16 protein-coding genes and 1 tRNA gene are annotated in these 15,257 nt (G+C 71.2%); 7 read left to right on the top strand and 10 right to left on the bottom strand.

Going from position 1 to position 15,257, the window contains the following annotated elements:
* Positions 1 to 84 precede the first annotated feature (84 nt).
* The 3 genes from J7E91_RS08520 to J7E91_RS08510 form a co-directional block, all read right to left on the bottom strand.
* Entirely contained in the window at positions 85 to 810 is a 726-nt protein-coding gene (locus J7E91_RS08520; RefSeq protein WP_214900410.1) for a nucleotidyltransferase family protein, read from the bottom strand.
* Between the two features lie 39 nt (positions 811 to 849).
* A complete protein-coding gene (locus J7E91_RS08515) occupies positions 850 to 1,266 on the bottom strand; it encodes a hypothetical protein (RefSeq protein WP_214900409.1) in 417 nt (138 codons plus the stop codon).
* A 215-nt stretch (positions 1,267 to 1,481) separates the two neighbouring features.
* Positions 1,482 to 2,618, bottom strand: a complete 1,137-nt coding sequence (locus J7E91_RS08510) for an ABC transporter ATP-binding protein (protein WP_214900407.1) — start codon at positions 2,616 to 2,618, stop codon at positions 1,482 to 1,484.
* Positions 2,619 to 2,824: 206 nt separating this feature from the next.
* Here J7E91_RS08510 and J7E91_RS08505 point away from each other — a divergent pair.
* A tRNA-Thr gene (locus J7E91_RS08505) sits at positions 2,825 to 2,902 on the top strand.
* A 61-nt stretch (positions 2,903 to 2,963) separates the two neighbouring features.
* On the opposite strand, the gene J7E91_RS08500 is transcribed toward J7E91_RS08505, so the two are convergent.
* Complete coding sequence (locus tag J7E91_RS08500) at positions 2,964 to 4,355, bottom strand: FAD-binding oxidoreductase (RefSeq protein ID WP_214900406.1); 1,392 nt, start codon at positions 4,353 to 4,355, stop codon at positions 2,964 to 2,966.
* A gap of 126 nt (positions 4,356 to 4,481) precedes the next feature.
* Between J7E91_RS08500 and J7E91_RS08495 the strand changes: the two genes are divergently transcribed.
* Together J7E91_RS08495 and J7E91_RS08490 are read left to right on the top strand one after the other, a co-directional pair.
* Positions 4,482 to 5,411, top strand: a complete 930-nt coding sequence (locus J7E91_RS08495) for an aminoglycoside phosphotransferase family protein (protein WP_374224653.1) — start codon at positions 4,482 to 4,484, stop codon at positions 5,409 to 5,411.
* Complete coding sequence (locus tag J7E91_RS08490) at positions 5,408 to 5,878, top strand: GNAT family N-acetyltransferase (RefSeq protein WP_214900402.1); 471 nt, start codon at positions 5,408 to 5,410, stop codon at positions 5,876 to 5,878. The genes J7E91_RS08495 and J7E91_RS08490 overlap by 4 nt, the downstream gene beginning before the upstream one ends.
* A 137-nt stretch (positions 5,879 to 6,015) precedes the next feature.
* Here the strand turns inward: J7E91_RS08490 and J7E91_RS08485 are convergent, their stop codons facing one another.
* The gene (locus J7E91_RS08485) at positions 6,016 to 7,020 is read right to left on the bottom strand and encodes a zinc-binding dehydrogenase (protein WP_214900400.1); all 1,005 of its coding nucleotides are present in this window, start codon (positions 7,018 to 7,020) and stop codon (positions 6,016 to 6,018) included.
* Between the two features lie 82 nt (positions 7,021 to 7,102).
* A complete protein-coding gene (locus J7E91_RS08480) occupies positions 7,103 to 8,287 on the bottom strand; it encodes an FAD-dependent oxidoreductase (RefSeq protein WP_214900399.1) in 1,185 nt (394 codons plus the stop codon).
* Positions 8,288 to 8,394: 107 nt separating this feature from the next.
* On the opposite strand from J7E91_RS08480, the gene J7E91_RS08475 reads away from it, so the two are divergent.
* Entirely contained in the window at positions 8,395 to 9,105 is a 711-nt protein-coding gene (locus J7E91_RS08475) for a pentapeptide repeat-containing protein (protein ID WP_214900397.1), read from the top strand.
* A 33-nt stretch (positions 9,106 to 9,138) separates the two neighbouring features.
* Here J7E91_RS08475 and J7E91_RS08470 read toward each other — a convergent pair whose 3' ends face one another.
* The 3 genes from J7E91_RS08470 to J7E91_RS08460 form a co-directional block, all read right to left on the bottom strand.
* Positions 9,139 to 9,642 (bottom strand): hypothetical protein, encoded by a 504-nt coding sequence (locus J7E91_RS08470; protein WP_214900473.1) that lies wholly within the window; start codon positions 9,640 to 9,642, stop codon positions 9,139 to 9,141.
* Positions 9,643 to 9,792: 150 nt separating this feature from the next.
* Positions 9,793 to 10,440, bottom strand: coding sequence for a response regulator transcription factor (locus J7E91_RS08465; protein ID WP_214900395.1), 648 nt, complete (start codon positions 10,438 to 10,440; stop codon positions 9,793 to 9,795).
* Positions 10,437 to 11,579, bottom strand: coding sequence for a sensor histidine kinase (locus J7E91_RS08460; protein WP_214900472.1), 1,143 nt, complete (start codon positions 11,577 to 11,579; stop codon positions 10,437 to 10,439). The genes J7E91_RS08465 and J7E91_RS08460 overlap by 4 nt, the downstream gene beginning before the upstream one ends.
* Before the next feature lie 364 nt (positions 11,580 to 11,943).
* Here J7E91_RS08460 and J7E91_RS08455 point away from each other — a divergent pair, with 364 nt between their 5' ends.
* Both J7E91_RS08455 and J7E91_RS08450 read left to right on the top strand, forming a co-directional pair.
* A complete protein-coding gene (locus J7E91_RS08455) occupies positions 11,944 to 12,498 on the top strand; it encodes a heme-binding protein (protein ID WP_214900393.1) in 555 nt (184 codons plus the stop codon).
* Between the two features lie 57 nt (positions 12,499 to 12,555).
* Positions 12,556 to 14,040, top strand: a complete 1,485-nt coding sequence (locus tag J7E91_RS08450; protein WP_214900392.1) for a M1 family metallopeptidase — start codon at positions 12,556 to 12,558, stop codon at positions 14,038 to 14,040.
* Positions 14,041 to 14,076: 36 nt separating this feature from the next.
* Here J7E91_RS08450 and J7E91_RS08445 read toward each other — a convergent pair whose 3' ends face one another.
* Positions 14,077 to 14,652, bottom strand: a complete 576-nt coding sequence (locus tag J7E91_RS08445; RefSeq protein WP_028814590.1) for a TerD family protein — start codon at positions 14,650 to 14,652, stop codon at positions 14,077 to 14,079.
* Between the two features lie 148 nt (positions 14,653 to 14,800).
* Here J7E91_RS08445 and arfB point away from each other — a divergent pair, with 148 nt between their 5' ends.
* Positions 14,801 to 15,235, top strand: a complete 435-nt coding sequence (gene arfB, locus J7E91_RS08440; protein WP_214900471.1) for an alternative ribosome rescue aminoacyl-tRNA hydrolase ArfB — start codon at positions 14,801 to 14,803, stop codon at positions 15,233 to 15,235.
* The last annotated feature ends 22 nt before the right edge of the window (positions 15,236 to 15,257 follow it).

The following is a 15,257-nucleotide window of genomic DNA, read 5'->3' as shown; positions in this document are numbered from 1 at the left end:
GCGACGACCACTAGAACTCAAGGATGTGCGCCGGGCCCTTCGCCGTACTGGCACTGGTACTGGTACTGGTACGTGCTCGACTGCTCAACCGCGCGCGGCGGCGAGCTCCTTGGCGGCCTCGCTCAAGTCCTTGGCGGTGTCGATGGCCCGCCAGTACGCCCCCTGCGGCAGCGGGAAGCCCGCCAGGCGGCGCTCTCGCGCCAGCCGGGGGAACGTGGTGCGTTCGTGGTCGCCGAGGTCCGGGAGAAGCTCTGTGAAGGCCGCTGAGAAGACGTACACGCCCGCGTTGATGAGGTAGGGCGAGGGCGGCGACTCGATGAAGTCCGTGATGTGGCCGAAGGCGTCCGTCTCGACGGCGCCCCACGGGATGCGGGGCCGGGCCAGGGCGAGGGTCGCGGTGGCGTCGCGCTCGGCGTGGAAGGCGGCCATGTCCTGGAGGGAGAAGCGCGTCCAGATGTCGCCGTTGGCCGCGTACCAGGGAAGCCCGGGGTCCGGGAGGTGCGCGGCGGCGTACTTGAGGCCGCCGCCGCGGCCCAGCGGCTCGCTCTCCACCACGGTGGTGACACGCAGCGGAAGGTCGGCGCTGTCCAGCCACTCCTGGAGCACGCCGGCGAGATGGCCGCAGGAGATGACCGCGTCGGTCACGCCCTCTGCGGCGAGCCAGGCAAGCTGATGGCCGATGATCGGGGTCCCGGTCCCCGGGATCTCGACCATCGGCTTGGGGCGGTCGTCGGTGTACGGGCGCAGTCGCGAGCCCTGGCCGCCTGCCAGGACCACGGCCTGCGTCGGAGACGTCGTCGTACGGGTCATACGGGGCACGATATGCGGCAGAACGCCGTCTGCCTCCGCTCAGCCGGTCTGCTGGGCGACGCCCGAGGCGAAGGACGTGTCGCAGACGGGGCGCGAGAACGACTGGGCCAGGGTCGGACCGTACTGCTTCACGGCGGCTTGGCCGAGCGAGCGGGCGATCGACATGCAGTGCTGGGCGAGCGAAGGACGGCGCTCCACCTCCCGCTGGAGGTGCGTGAGCGCGACGCCGGGGTCCTTCTCCTGAAGCTCCAGGAGAAGCTTGTCGCGCAGAACGTCCTGCGGAGCGCGGGACTTGGCGCGTACGTTCACTTTCTCGGAGGACGCGGTGAGCACCTGTGACTCGGATCCGCTTGTGGACCACGGGACACGGGCTACCGCGAGGGTCCCGGAGAGCACCAGGACGACGGGCAGTACGAGAGCGAGACTTCGGCCGATTCGGCGGGCTGTGTGGGTCACGCGAGTGAGCGTAGCGGGCAGTAATTATTTGGCGACATTTCGTCACCCTTACGGGGGATGGTTCGATGTCTTTTTTCGAATCGGGTGTTGACGAACACGGTCGAAATGGCCGATCTGCCGGGGTATTTGTCGACACCGCAGGCCCCGGCTGAAACACGGAAAGGGCCCCACACCTGCTTCGGCGTGGGGCCCTCCGTCCTCCGTACGTGCTGATGTCAGTCGCTGAGGCGCTCGCCGGTCGACGAGGAGAAGACGTGCGTCTCGCCCGCGCGCGGCACGACGTGCAGCTCGGTGCCCTTGTCCGGTACGGCGCGGCCGTTGACGCGGACGACGAGGTCCTGGTGTGCGCCGCCGACCTGCGCGCTGCCGTACACGTAACCGTCGGCGCCGAGCTCCTCGACGACGTTGACGGTGACGGCCAGGCCGGCCGGGGCGTCGTCGGCGGTCTTGGTGAGCGACGCGGCGGCGGCGCCGTTCTGCTCGACGATGTCGAAGTGCTCGGGGCGGACGCCGACCGTGACGGTCGTGTCGCCCCGGTCGGCCGCGGCGGAGAGCGCCTCGCGGGACACCGGGACGACGCTGTTGCCGAACTTCACGCCGCCGTCGGTGATCGGGACCTCGACGAGGTTCATGGCGGGGGAGCCGATGAAGCCGGCGACGAAGAGGTTCGCGGGGCGGTCGTACATGTTGCGCGGCGAGTCGACCTGCTGGAGCAGGCCGTCCTTCAGTACGGCGACCCGGTCGCCCATCGTCATGGCCTCGACCTGGTCGTGCGTGACGTACACGGTGGTGATGCCGAGGCGGCGCTGGAGCGACGCGATCTGCGTACGGGTCGAGACGCGGAGCTTGGCGTCGAGGTTCGACAGCGGCTCGTCCATGAGGAAGACCTGCGGCTCACGCACGATGGCGCGGCCCATCGCGACACGCTGGCGCTGACCGCCGGAGAGGGCCTTGGGCTTGCGGTCCAGGTACTCGGAGAGGTCGAGGATCTTCGCGGCCTCTTCGACCTTCTTGCGGATCTCGCTCTTGTTCACGCCGGCGATCTTGAGCGCGAAGCCCATGTTGTCGGCGACGGACATGTGCGGGTACAGCGCGTAGTTCTGGAACACCATGGCGATGTCCCGGTCCTTCGGCGGCAGGTGCGTGACGTCACGCTCACCGATGCGGATGGCTCCGCCGTTGACGTCCTCAAGACCCGCGAGCATGCGCAGGGAGGTCGACTTGCCGCAGCCGGAGGGCCCGACGAGGACGAGGAACTCGCCGTCCTCGATCTCGATCTCGAGCTGGTCGACGGCGGGCTTGGTGGAGCCCGGGTAGATCCGGGTCGCCTTGTCGAACGTGACAGTGGCCATGGTGATGTTCTCCTTCACCGGCAGGAACGTGCCGGACGATCCGTTGTAAGGGAGTGGTGTAGTCCACAGGGTGAACCTGCCGTGACGCTACCTGGCGACGCCGGTTCTGTCAGCAGCCTGGAGGCGATGGAATTCTGATGGCCCGGGGATCTGGCGGCTGTGTAGAGTGGACCAGCCTTCGCGCGCGGCTCCGACCGCGGCGCGATGCCTCCTTAGCTCAGTCCGGCCAGAGCAACGCACTTGTAATGCGTAGGTCGTCGGTTCGAATCCGACAGGGGGCTCCACCAGGGAAAACGCCCCGAACTTCGATAGTTCGGGGCGTTTTCTCTTGCAAAGGGCTGGTGCTCAGTTGCGGCCCGCGACGCGGTTGGCCGTTTTGGCTATGGGGTCCGTTTCGGTGGTGCGGCCGGTGGCTTCGCGGCGGTCCGCCGTGCGGTAGGCGGCGTACATGGCCTGGACTCCGAGCCAGCGGAAGGGTTCCGGCTCCCACTTGCGGACCTTGTGGTTGACCCAGGGGAGCGTGGTGAGGTCGGTCGGGCCGCCCTGGCCGGAGTCCTGCTGGATCAGGTCGCGCAGGGTGCGGGCGGCGAGGTTGGCCGTGGCGACGCCGCTGCCGACGTAGCCGCCGGCCCAGCCGATGCCGGTCGAGCGGTCCAGGGCGACGGTGGAGCACCAGTCGCGGGGTACGCCGAGTACGCCCGACCAGGCGTGCGCGATGGGGATGCCCGCGGTGGTGGGGAAGAAGCGGGTCAGGATCTCGCGCAGGGCCTCGATGGTGGCGGGCTGGGTGCGGCCGTCATTGTCGGTGCGCGAGCCGTAGCGGTACGGGACGCCGCGGCCGCCCAGGGCGATGCGGTCGTCGGCGGTGCGCTGGGCGTACATGTAGGCGTGGGCCATGTCGCCGAGGGTTTCGCGGCCGTCCCAGCCGATCGTTTCCCAGACGGTTGCGGGGAGGGGGTCGGTGACGATCATCGAGGAGTTCATGGGGAGCCAGGTGCGGCGCTGGCCCTTGAGCCCGGCCGTGAAGCCCTCGGTGCAGCGCAGGATGTACGGGGCGCGGACCGTGCCGTAAGGGGTTACGGCGTGCTTGGGCTTGATCTCCGTGACCGGTGTTGATTCGTGGATCGCCACGCCCAGGGACTCCACCGCCGCGGCCAGGCCCTTGAGGAGCTTGACCGGGTGCAGGCGGGCGCCGTGCGGGGTCCAGGTGGAGCCGACGGCGCCGGTCACGCGGATGCGTCCGGCGGTCTCGCGGGCGCCGTGGAGGGTGCGTTCCTTCTCGCCGAAGGCGATCTCGGCGGCGTGGAATTGCTTGAGACGGGAGAGCTGGGCGGGGGTGTAGGCGACTTCGAGTACGCCGCCGTGGTGGATGTCGGCGTCGATGTTCTCGGCGGCGGCGGTGTTGATGACCTCGGTGACCGTGTCGTTCATCGCCTGCTGGAGGCGGACGGCGGCGTCGTGGCCGTGGAGCTTGGCATAGCGGTCGCGGCCCGCGATGCCGTTGTAGAGCCAGCCGCCGTTGCGGCCGGAGGCGCCGTAGCCGCAGAACTTGGCTTCCAGGACGGTGATGTTGAGGAAGGGGACGGCCTTTTTGAGGTAGTACGCCGTCCACAGGCCGGTGTAGCCGCCGCCGACGATGCAGACGTCGGCCGTCGCGTCGCCGGGCAGGGGCTCACGGGGGTCGGGTATGCCTTCGTTCGCGTACCAGTAGGAGATGCCGCCGTTGACGGTGCTCATGGTGTCTGATGCCCCTGCGTTCGTTTCGTTTCGCTGCTGATCAGTGGTGGTGGCGCGGACGGTAGCGGGCGGGGGTGGGGTGCGGCAACGGCGGGGCCGGTGGGTGTGGTGACGGGCGGTCGTAGGATCCGGGGCGTGATCGAGATTCCGGAAGCTCTGGCCGTGACGCAGGAGGAGATCAACGGGGCGGCGGGGCGGGCGTGGATCGCCGCGCTGCCGGGGGAGGCGGCGGCGTATCTGGAGCGGTGGGGGCTTCGGCTCACCGGGCCTTCGATGCACGGCGCGGTCTCGCTCGTGCTGCCGGTGGAGCGGGCCGACGGGACGCCTGCCGCGCTCAAGCTCCAGTTCCTGGACGAGGAGACCGAGGGGGAGGCCGCCGCGCTGCGGGCGTGGGACGGGGACGGCGTCGTACGGCTGCTGGAGCACGACGAGGTGAGTGGCGCCATGCTGCTGGAGCGGTTGGACGCCGGCCGGCATCTGTCGGTGCTGCCGGACACCATGGCGGCGGTCCAGGTGCTCGCGGGGCTGCTGGTGCGGCTGAACGCGGTGGCCGCGCCCGAGGGCGTACGCCGCCTGGACGACATCGCGCAGGAGATGCTCGACGACGTACCGCAGGCGCTGCGGGCGCTGGCGGACCCGGCGGAACGGCGGCTGCTGGAGCGGTGCGCGGGGGCGGTGCGGGAGGTCGCGGGGGAGGCGGGCGGGCAGCTGCTCCACTGGGACCTGCACTACGAGAACGTGCTGGCGCCGCTGCCGGGTTCGGGGCGCGGTGAGCCGTGGGTGGTGATCGATCCGAAGCCGCTGGCCGGTGATCCGGGGTTCGAGTTGCTGCCGGCGCTGGTGAACCGGTTCGAGTTCTCTCAAGTGCTGCCGCGTTTTGACCTGATGACGGACGTGCTGGGGTTGGACCGGGAGCGGGAGCGGGCGCGGGCGTGGACGCTCGGGCGCGTACTGCAGAACAGTCTCTGGGACCTGGAGGACGAGGAGGAGGGGGAGGGCGAGCTGTCGGGGGAGCAGGCGGCGGTCGCGCGGGCATTGCTCAGGCTGCGGGGATGATTCGTAACGCCACGCCGGCCGATGTCCCCCTTATTCACGCGATGGTCCGCGAACTCGCCGAGTACGAGAAGGCGTTGCACGAGGCGCGCGCCAGTGAGGAGCAGCTGCGCGACGCGCTCTTCGGGGAGCGCCCGGCGGCGTACGCGCACATCGCGGAGACGGAGGACGGGGAGGTCGCGGGCTTCGCGCTGTGGTTTTTGAATTTTTCCACCTGGCGTGGAGTGCACGGGATTTACCTGGAGGACTTGTACGTGCGGCCTTCGCGGCGCGGGGGCGGGTACGGGAAGGCGCTGCTGGCCTCGTTGGCGCGGATCTGTGTCGAGCGGGGGTACGAGCGGCTTGAGTGGTCCGTGCTGGACTGGAATGAGCCGTCGATCGACTTCTACCGGTCGCTGGGCGCGCTGCCGCAGGACGAGTGGACGGTGTACCGGCTGACGGACGGGGCGCTGGCGGAGCTGGGCCGGTAGGCCGGTCTTCTGCTGGGGGCGGGGGCCGGGCGGTCCGACCCGCCGCACGGTTTCCCGTCCGGGGCATGCCTGCGCCGGGGTGAGAACGGTTCGACGGCGGCCCGACCCCTGTGCGGGCCGCCGCCCGTCGGTGGGTTTTACGGTACGAGGACGACCTTGCCCATCGTGCCGCGCGTCTCCAGGGCGCGGTGGGCGGCAGCCGCCTCCGCCAGGGGGAAGCGCTGGACCGCCGGGACCAGGCGGCCGGCCGCCGCCTCGGCGAGGGCGCGGTTCTCCAGGGTCCGGACGGGGTTGTCGCCGCCGGCTCTGCCGAGCATCGCCGGGCCGAGTACGCCCTCGGAGGTGATGCCGCGCTCGGCGAGCTCCTCGTCGGTGAAGGTCAGCGGGGAGCCGTCGTGCAGGCCGTCCGACGACCAGCCGAAGACGACGTGCTGTCCGCCCTTGCCGAGGAGGTCCACGGCGGCGCGGCCGGTGTCCCCGCCGACCGAGTCGAAGACGACGGTGGCCGCGCCGTCGCCGAGGAACTCGCGTACCCGCTCGGGCCAGTCGGGCAGCTTGTAGTCGACGGCGAGGTCGGCGCCGTTCTCCTGTACGCGGGCGACCTTGGCGGGGCCGCCGGCCAGGCCTATGACGGTGCCTCCGGCGTTCTTCACGTACTGGACGAGGAGTGTGCCGATGCCGCCGGCGGCGGCCGGGACGACAGCTACGGTGTCGGCCGTCACCTCGGCGAATTGGAGGATGCCCATGGTGGTGCGGCCCGTACCGATCATGGCGACGGCCTCGGCCTCGTCGAGGTTCCCCGGGATGTCCTGGAGGCGTTCGGCGTCGGTGACGGCCAGTTCGGCGTAACCGCCGGGGTGCATGCCGAGGTGGACGACGACGCGCTTGCCGAGCCACGACGGGTCGGTGCCCTCGCCGAGCGACTCGACCGTGCCGGCGACCTCGCGACCGGGGATGGTGGGCAGCTCGACGGGGGCGGGGAAGGGGCCCGGCATGCCCTCGCGCAGGGCGGTGTCGAGCAGGTGCACGCCGGCCGCGGCGACGGCGACGCGGACCTGGCCGCGGCCGGGGACGGGGTCGTCGGTCATCTCGTACGTGAGGTTCTCGGCGGGGCCGTAGGCGTGAAGACGGATCGCGTGCATGGCGGGCTCCTCGGAAGGTGCTGGGCTTCTGTGGCGCGACAGGGTGGTGCTTGTGTGGTGCGACAGGGCCCAGGCTCACGCCTCAAGCGCGGTTGAGGTCAAGGCCTTCGCGGCCGGTGATCCTTTTAGTCCTCAGCGCGAGGGCCGCCGCCTCCAGGCCGCTGTTGAAGGCGACCTCCGCCAGCAGGCCCGGCGCCGCCACCTGGTCGCCCGCGAGGAACACGCCGTCGCCCCGGTTGACGGCGGGGCGGTCCCGCCAGGTGGTGCCGGGCCGGTCGAGTGCGCCCGTACGACCCGCTGCCAGGGCCTCGCGCCGCCAGGTGACGCGCTCGCGCCAGCCGGGGAAACCGAGGTCGAGCAGGCGCTCGGCGCGCGCGATGCCGTCCGCCTTGGCCTCTTCCGGGGCGATCGGGAACTGGCTCTGGACGAGCTGTTCACCGGCCGGGGCGAGGGTGGGGTCCTGGGCGGTGAACCGTTCGATCCAGCCGGGCGCCTGAAGGTCGGAGATGACGAACGGGTCGCCCTTGCGCGCCGTGACGGCCAGGTCGAGCAGCACGGTACGCCCGCTGTCCCAGGCCAGGGTGGCGTCGCCGAGCAGTCGGCGGGCTGCCTCCAGGGACGTGGCGACGATCACCGGGCCCCCGTTGCCGGGCAGGGTGGTGACGCGTTCCGTCATCTCGATCCGTACGCCGAGATTCCAGGCCCGCGACGCCATCCGGTCGACGACCGAGGCCCAGCCGCCGCGCGGGTAGTGCGCCTCCGGCGGCAGTTTCACGGCGCGCCGCAGCCGCTCCTGCACGAAGCGGGCGGACAGGGAGCCGGGGTCGTGGTGGAAGAGGGCGACCGCGATGTAGTTGGCCGCCGCGCGCGCCCCGGCCTCGCCCACCTCGGCGGTGGCCCAGGTGAGGAAGTCGGTGTCCACGGGGGCCTTCTCGGTGGAGCGCAGGCCCAGCCGCAGCAGGGCGAGCGGCGGGGTCCTGCGCAGGGCGCCGCCCCGGTGGAAGCGGAAGCGGGCGCCTTCGAGGGGAGGCACGGCCATGACGGGGCCGAGCAGGTCGCGCTGCTTGAGCCAGGCCCAGAGCGGGCCGCCGTTGTAGAGGGCGTGCGGTCCCTCGTTCGTCTTGTACGGTCCCTCGGCGGTGCGGGCTCGTCCGCCGAGGGTGTGGTGGGCCTCGTACAGGGTCACCTTGGCGCCCGATTCGGCCGCTGTGATGGCCGCGGTGAGTCCGGCCACGCCGCCGCCGATGACAGTGATGTGGTGCTGCATCTCTCCGGGTCTCCTTGCCGTCGTCGGTCCCTCTCACGGTGGTGACGGACGGCGGGGTCGCGGATGTGACATCGGGGACTGTCAGTGGGGTGGTCCAGCATGGGGGGATGGCACGGAACACGAGCACCACCGCGCACGCGAAGACGAAGAAGCCCCAGGCCGTACGCCCCGTACGGCGCCCAGAGGTGCGGCTGCCGCCGCTCGCGCCGTTCGGCCTGGGTGAGCTGGAGTCCGAGGGGGACTACGACGGTCTGGAGCTGCGTGAGCTGGACCTGGCCGGCCAGGAGGCGCGCGGCGCCCGCTTCATGGACTGCGGCCTGTACGGCGTCGCGCTGGACGAGACGAGGCTGAGCCGGGCGCGCGTCATGGATTCGGTGCTGCACGGGGTGCGGGGCGTGGGCACCGATCTGGCCGAGGCGTCACTGCGAGACGTGGAGGTGATCGACGCCCGGCTCGGTGGGGTCCAGCTTCATGGGTCGTCGCTGGAGCGGGTGCTGGTGCGGGGAGGGAAGATCGACTACCTGAATCTGCGCAGGGCGCGGCTGAAGGACGTCGTCTTCGAGGGGTCCGTGCTGGTCGAGCCGGACTTCGGCGGGGCGCACCTGGAGCGGGTGGAGTTCCGCGACTGTGTGCTGCGGCGGGCGGACTTCAGCTCGGTGACGATGACCGACGTAGACCTGCGTACGGTCGCGGAACTGGACATCGCGCGGGGCGTGGACCGGCTGGCGGGATCGGTGATCAGTCCGTCCCAACTCCTTGAGCTGGCACCGGCGTTCGCGGCGCAGATCGGGGTGCGGGTGGTGAGTCCGGGGGAGTAGGGGCCGGAGGGGTCCGGTAGGGGGCGGGAGCGGCTAGGAGGGTATACGGGGGAAGCGGGCCTGGAGGTCCCAGATCGCCGGGTTGTCGGCGAGGCCGTCGTGCATGTCGGTGAGGTCCGCGATCAGATCGTGCAGGAAGTCGCGGGCCTCGCGGCGCAGCAGCCGGTGGCTGAAGGTGATCGGGGGCTCCTCGACCGGCATCCAGTCGGCCGCGATGTCGACCCAGCCGAAGCGGCGCTCGAAGAGCATCCGGTCCGTCGACTCGGTGAAGTCCAGCTCGGCGAACTGCGGCTTGGCGGAGCGGCTGCCGCGCGGGTCCTGGTCGAGCTGCTCGACGATGTCGCACAGGGCCCAGGCGAAGTCGAGCACGGGAACCCATCCCCAGGCTGTGGATACTTCCCGGTCCGCCTTGGTGTCGGCGAGGTAGACGTCCCCGCAGAACAGGTCGTGCCGCAGGTCGTGGACGCCGGCGCGCCGGTAGTCGGTCTGCGGGGGGTCCGGGAAGCGGCGGGAGAGGGAGTAGCCGATGTCGAGCACGTAGTCGATGGTGTCACGTCCGCCGGGTGCGCCTGTCCCGCCGGTGAACGGTTCGGGCTCCGGTGCCTGAAGGCGGCCCGCGCCAGGGCTGCCGCTCCGCACGGAAGGGGGTCTGTTGCCCCCGCAGGCCGCTGCCCCCGCAGGCCGCCGCTACGGCAGCAGGCGCTGTTCCTTCGCCACCGCTACCGCGCCCGATCTCGTGTCCACGCCCAGCTTGGCGTAGATGCGGCCCAGGTGGGTCTTCACCGTCGCCTCGCTGATGAACAGCGCGCGGGCGATCTCCCGGTTGCCCAGGCCGTGTGCGAGCTGTCCCAGGATGTCCGTTTCCCGTTCCGTCAGTGCCGGACGGGCCGCGCCGCGCATGCGGTCCATGACGCGGCTGGCGACCGGTGGGGACAGCGTCGTACGGCCCTGGGCGGCCGAGCGGATCGCGGTGAAGAGTTCCTCCGGGCGTTCCGCCTTGAGCAGGTAGCCCGTCGCGCCGGCCTCGATGGCCCGCGTGATGTCCGCGTCCGTGTCGTACGTCGTGAGGACGAGGACGTGGACGCCGGTCGGGGCGATGCGGCGGGTGGCCTCGACGCCGTCGATGCCCGTACCGAGCTGGAGGTCCATCAGGACCACGTCCGGGCTCAGCTTGGCGGCCAGCGCCACCGCCTCCTCGCCGCTGCCCGCCTCCCCGACGACCTCGATGTCCGGTTCGCTGCCCAGCAGGGCGAGCAGTCCGGCGCGTACGACCACGTGGTCGTCGCAGAGCAGGATGCGTACCGGATGCGCCGGATACGCCGGGGCCGGATTCATGACTGGGGCTCCACGGGGATCGCGGCGGAGAGCACGGTGCCCTCGCCGGGGGCCGACTCGATCGTCAGGGTGCCGCCGAGCTGGCGTACGCGGGCGCGTATCGCGGGCAGACCGTGGCCGCGTACGCCAGGCGAGGCGGCCGGGGCCGGGGCTTGCGCAAAGCCCGTGCCGTCGTCGGCGATGTCCAGGACCACCTGGTCGTCCAGGTACGTCAGCGTCAGCGCCGCCGTCCGCGCGTTCGCGTGTTCTCGTACGTTCGCCAGCGCGCCCTGCGCGATCCGCAGCAGCGCCGACTGCACCCGGTCCGGCAGCCCGGCGACCGGCGCCCCGTCCACCCGGAACGCGGCGGACTCCCGCGCGGCGAGCATGCGCAGCGCCTCCTCCAGGCTGCCGCCCTCGGCCAGGTCGGCGGGGGCCAGGTCGTGGACGAAGCGGCGCGCCTCGGCGAGGTTGCGCTCCGCGATGGACTCGGCCGTACGGACATGACGGCGGGCCGTCTCCGGGTCCGCGTCCCACTGCCGGTCCGCCGCCTGGAGCAGCATCTGCTGGCTGGACAGGCCCTGCGCCAGCGTGTCGTGGATTTCCATGGAGAGGCGCTGGCGCTCGGCGAGCGTACCCTCGCGCCGCTCGGTCGCGGCCAGTTCCCGGCGCGTACGGATCAGGTCGTCGATCAACGCCCGCTGACGCGCGGCCTGCCGCTGCATGTGGAGGAAGACGGCGGTCGCGACCGCCGCCACGGCCGGGGGCGCGAGCACCAGGTTCGGGTCGAAGCCGCCGTGCGCGAGCTGGAGCTGCGCGGCGACGACGAACGCGGTGAGCACGCCGACGAGGACGAGTGCGGCGCGGGAGGGGAGCGTACGCAGCCCGGTGTAGAAGAGCGGCACCGCGCACCACGCGAAGCTCGGCGCCAGGACCACGAGCACCATCCAGACGGCGACGACGCCGCCCAGCCAGGCCAGCCGGCGAGGGGCGGGGCGGGTGGCTCCGGGGGCGGCGGGGCCGAGGGCCGGCCCGAGTACGTACAGCAGTGCCAGCGTGATGCTCAGCGCGATGATCCACGGGGTGCGGGCCTCGCCGGGGTGCCGCAGCAGGAACCGGGTGAGCGAGGCGCCGAGCAGCAGGAAGAACGCCACGTGCATCACGGGGGCGAGCCAGCGGGCGTCGGGGTCCGGCTGCTGCGGCCCCTCCTCGGGCTGGTGCTGCTGCTGCCGGGCCGGGGCCTGCGCCCGGTCGTCGTGGTCCTGCTCCTGGTCGTGCCGCACCGTTCGCTCCTCGCCGGCCTGCGCCTACGTCCCCATGGTGGCCCGCAGGGACCAGAGCCGCATCAACCGATCGGCTGACGGGGAGGTCGTCCGTCCCGCACGCCGTATGCAGCCGGTACGCCGACGGTACGGGCCCGGAGGTGGCCGGAGGATCGATGGCAGAGCCGGGTGGGGGCGCAAGCAGATCCCACCGGCTCCCACTCGAACCCATCCCTCCCCTTCCCCTTCCCAGGAGTTCGCCATGAAGCTTTCGCTGCGCACCCGTGTCCTGACCGGCGCCGTCGCCGCTGCCGCCCTCAGCGCCGGCACCTTCGGTGCGATGTCCGCCAACGCCACCGAGCCCGCCGCCGCCCCGGCGGCCGCCGTCGAGGCAGACCCGGCGAACAAGAACCTCCAGCAGTCCACCCACCTGACCGTCGCCGCCGCCACCGAGGCCGCGCAAGCCGCACTGGACGCCGCCGAGGACGAGAACCAGCGCGTCACCGTCGCCGTCGTCGACCGCAACGGCAACACCGTCGTCACGCTGCGCGGCGACGGCGCCGGCCCGCAGTCGTACGAGTCCGCCGAGCGCAAGGCCTACACCGCCGTCTCCTGGAACGCGCCCACCTCCGAGCTGGCCAAGCGCCTCGCCCAGGCCCCGAACCTGAAGGACATCCCCGGCACGCTGTTCCTCGCGGGCGGCGCCCCGGTGCAGGTCAAGGGCGCCCCGATCGCGGGCATCGGGGTGGCGGGCGCGCCGAGCGGCGACCTGGACGAGAAGTTCGCGCAGGCCGGCGTCGCGGCGCTGGGCAAGTAGGCAGGCCGGCGACGGGACTCCCGGTGGTCGGCACAATCCGCGCATAGGATCATCTGTGTGGACCAATGGACCCGCGTACGCCGCACAGTTCCCGTCGTCGCCACCTTGCTCGCGCTCACCTCGTGCACGAGTTTCGGCGGCGTCGGCGGTGTCCAGGGCACACCGGGTGCGTCGGGCGTACGCGACCCGTACTTCCCGAGGCTCGGCAACGGCGGATACGACGTACAGCACTACTCCCTGACCCTCGATTACACGCCCCGCGCGGGCGGTGAGGACCACACCGGCAGCACCGCCCGCACCCGCCCCGCCGGCCGGCTCACCGGTACCGCCGAGATCACCGCCCGCGCCACCCAGGACCTGAGCGCCTTCAACCTCGACCTCCACGGCCTGGAAGTGTCGTCCGCGACCGTCGGGGGAGCCGAGGCCGCCGTCAGCCGCGCGGGCAACGAGCTGACGCTGCGCCCCGAGACCGACCTGACCGACGGCGAGACCTTCACCACCGTCGTCCGCTACTCCGGCACCCCCGCCACCCTCATCGACGCCGACGACTCGGAGGAGGGCTGGCTGACGACCGTGGACGGTGCGGTCGCGCTCGGGCAGCCGAGCGGGTCCATGGCGTGGTTCCCCGGTAACCACCACCCGAGCGACAAGGCGTCGTACGACATCACGGTCACCGTCCCCAGGGGCCTGAAGGCCGTCTCCAACGGCGAGTTGAAGAGCGAGCGACGCACGCCGGGCGGCCGCACCGCCTTCGCGTGGCACAGTGGCGAGCCGATGGCCAGTTACCTCGCCACCGTCGCCATCGGCGCGTACGAGACGAAGACTTCGCGCACCCCCTCGGGCGTGCCGGTCTACACGGCCGTGGACCCGGCTGTTGCGACGAGCAGTGCGAAGGTCCTGGCCACCGTCCCCCAGGTGATGGAGTGGGGTGTCAGGAAGTTCGGCCCGTACCCCTTCTCCTCCACCGGGGCGATCGTGGAGCGCGGCAACGACTCCGAGTACGCCCTGGAAACCCAGACCAAGCCGGTCTTCCCCGGAGCGCCCGACCAGGGGCTGCTCGTCCACGAGCTCGCGCACCAGTGGTTCGGCGACTCGGTCACGCCCGAGTCCTGGCGGGACATGTGGCTCAACGAGGGGTTCGCGACGTATGCGGAATGGCTGTGGGCGGAGGACTTCGACCACATCCCCGCAGACACCAGCTTCGCGCGGGCCTTCAGCGAGCAGGCCAACTGGGCTTTCCCGCCCGCCGATCCGCCCACCGCGGCGGATATCTCGGACAAACCGGTCTACGGGCGTGGTGCGATGGTGATTCACAAGATCCGTGAAGCGGTGGGCGACGACGCCTTCTACGACATCGTGCGGGGCTGGACCGCCGCCCACCGCCACGGCAACGCGTCGACGGACGACTTCACGGCGTACGTCGAGCAGAAGTCCGGCAAGGACCTGACGAACCTCTGGAACACCTGGCTCTACGGCGAGAACAAGCCACGTACTGCAGCGGCAGCACACCAACCCGCCGACGCGGCAGGGCCCCAGCCGTAGCTGGGGCCCTGCTCACTCAGAGGCTCGAAAGCAGCGTCAGACGTTGACGCCGAAGTCCGACGCGATGCCCGTCAGGCCGGACGCGTAGCCCTGGCCGACCGCGCGGAACTTCCACTCCGCGCCGTTGCGGTAGAGCTCGCCGAAGACCATCGCGGTCTCCGTGGCGGCGTCCTCGCTCAGGTCGTAGCGCGCGATCTCGGCGCCACCGGCCTGGTTGACGATGCGGATGTACGCGTTGCGCACCTGGCCGAAGTTCTGACTGCGGGTCACCGCGTCGTAGATCGAGACCGGGAAGACGATCTTGTCGACGTCGGCCGGCAGCCCCGCCAGGTTGACGTTGATCGCCTCGTCGTCGCCCGCGCCCTCACCACTGCGGTTGTCCCCGGTGTGGACGATGGTCTGGTCCGGCGTCGACTTGTTGTTGAAGAAGACGAAGTGACTGTCGGAGTACACCTTGCCGGTCGGGTTGACCGCGATCGCGGACGCGTCGAGGTCGAAGTCGGTACCGGTGGTCGTACGGACGTCCCAGCCGAGGCCGACCGTGACGGCGGTCAGGCCCGGGGCCTCCTTGGTGAGCGAGACGTTGCCGCCCTTGGACAGACTTACAGCCATCGGGATGTCCTCTTCCTTGAAGTCGTGCGGGCCGGTCGGACCCGTGGGGTCCGAAGCTACCGTCACCCGCTCTAACGCCGACAGGCCGCCGCAAGGTTCCAGGCCGCCACGGAAAAGTGGGTGACGTGATGCCCGCCGGCACGGGATCATTGGACGCATGTCCGGGCCTCATGTCATTCGCGGTGCCGTCTCCCTGCCGGAGGCGGAGCTCACGTGGCGTTTCTCCCGGTCCTCAGGGCCCGGCGGCCAGCACGTCAACACCACCGACTCACAGGTGGAACTCCGCTTCGACCTCGCGAGGACCGAAGCGCTGCCCCCCGTCTGGAAGGAACGCGCACTGGAGCGGCTCGCCTCCCGGCTGGTGGGTGGCGTCATCTCCGTACGGTCGTCCGAGCACCGCTCCCAGTGGCGCAACCGCGAGACCGCACTCGTCCGCATGACGGCCCTGCTCGCCGAGGCGACCGCCCCGCCGCCCAAGCCGCGCAGGGCCAAGAAGATCCCCCGCGGCATCAACGAGCGCCGCCTGCGCAACAAGAAGGCGCGCAGCGAGACCAAGCGCGGCCGTTCGGGCGGCTGGGACTAGGGACCAGGGAGTACGCGAGCGC

This window comes from Streptomyces sp. ISL-99 (assembly GCF_018614005.1).
Taxonomy (GTDB): Bacteria; Actinomycetota; Actinomycetes; order Streptomycetales; family Streptomycetaceae; genus Streptomyces; species Streptomyces flavidovirens.
This window is presented reverse-complemented; position numbering and strand designations above follow the sequence as displayed.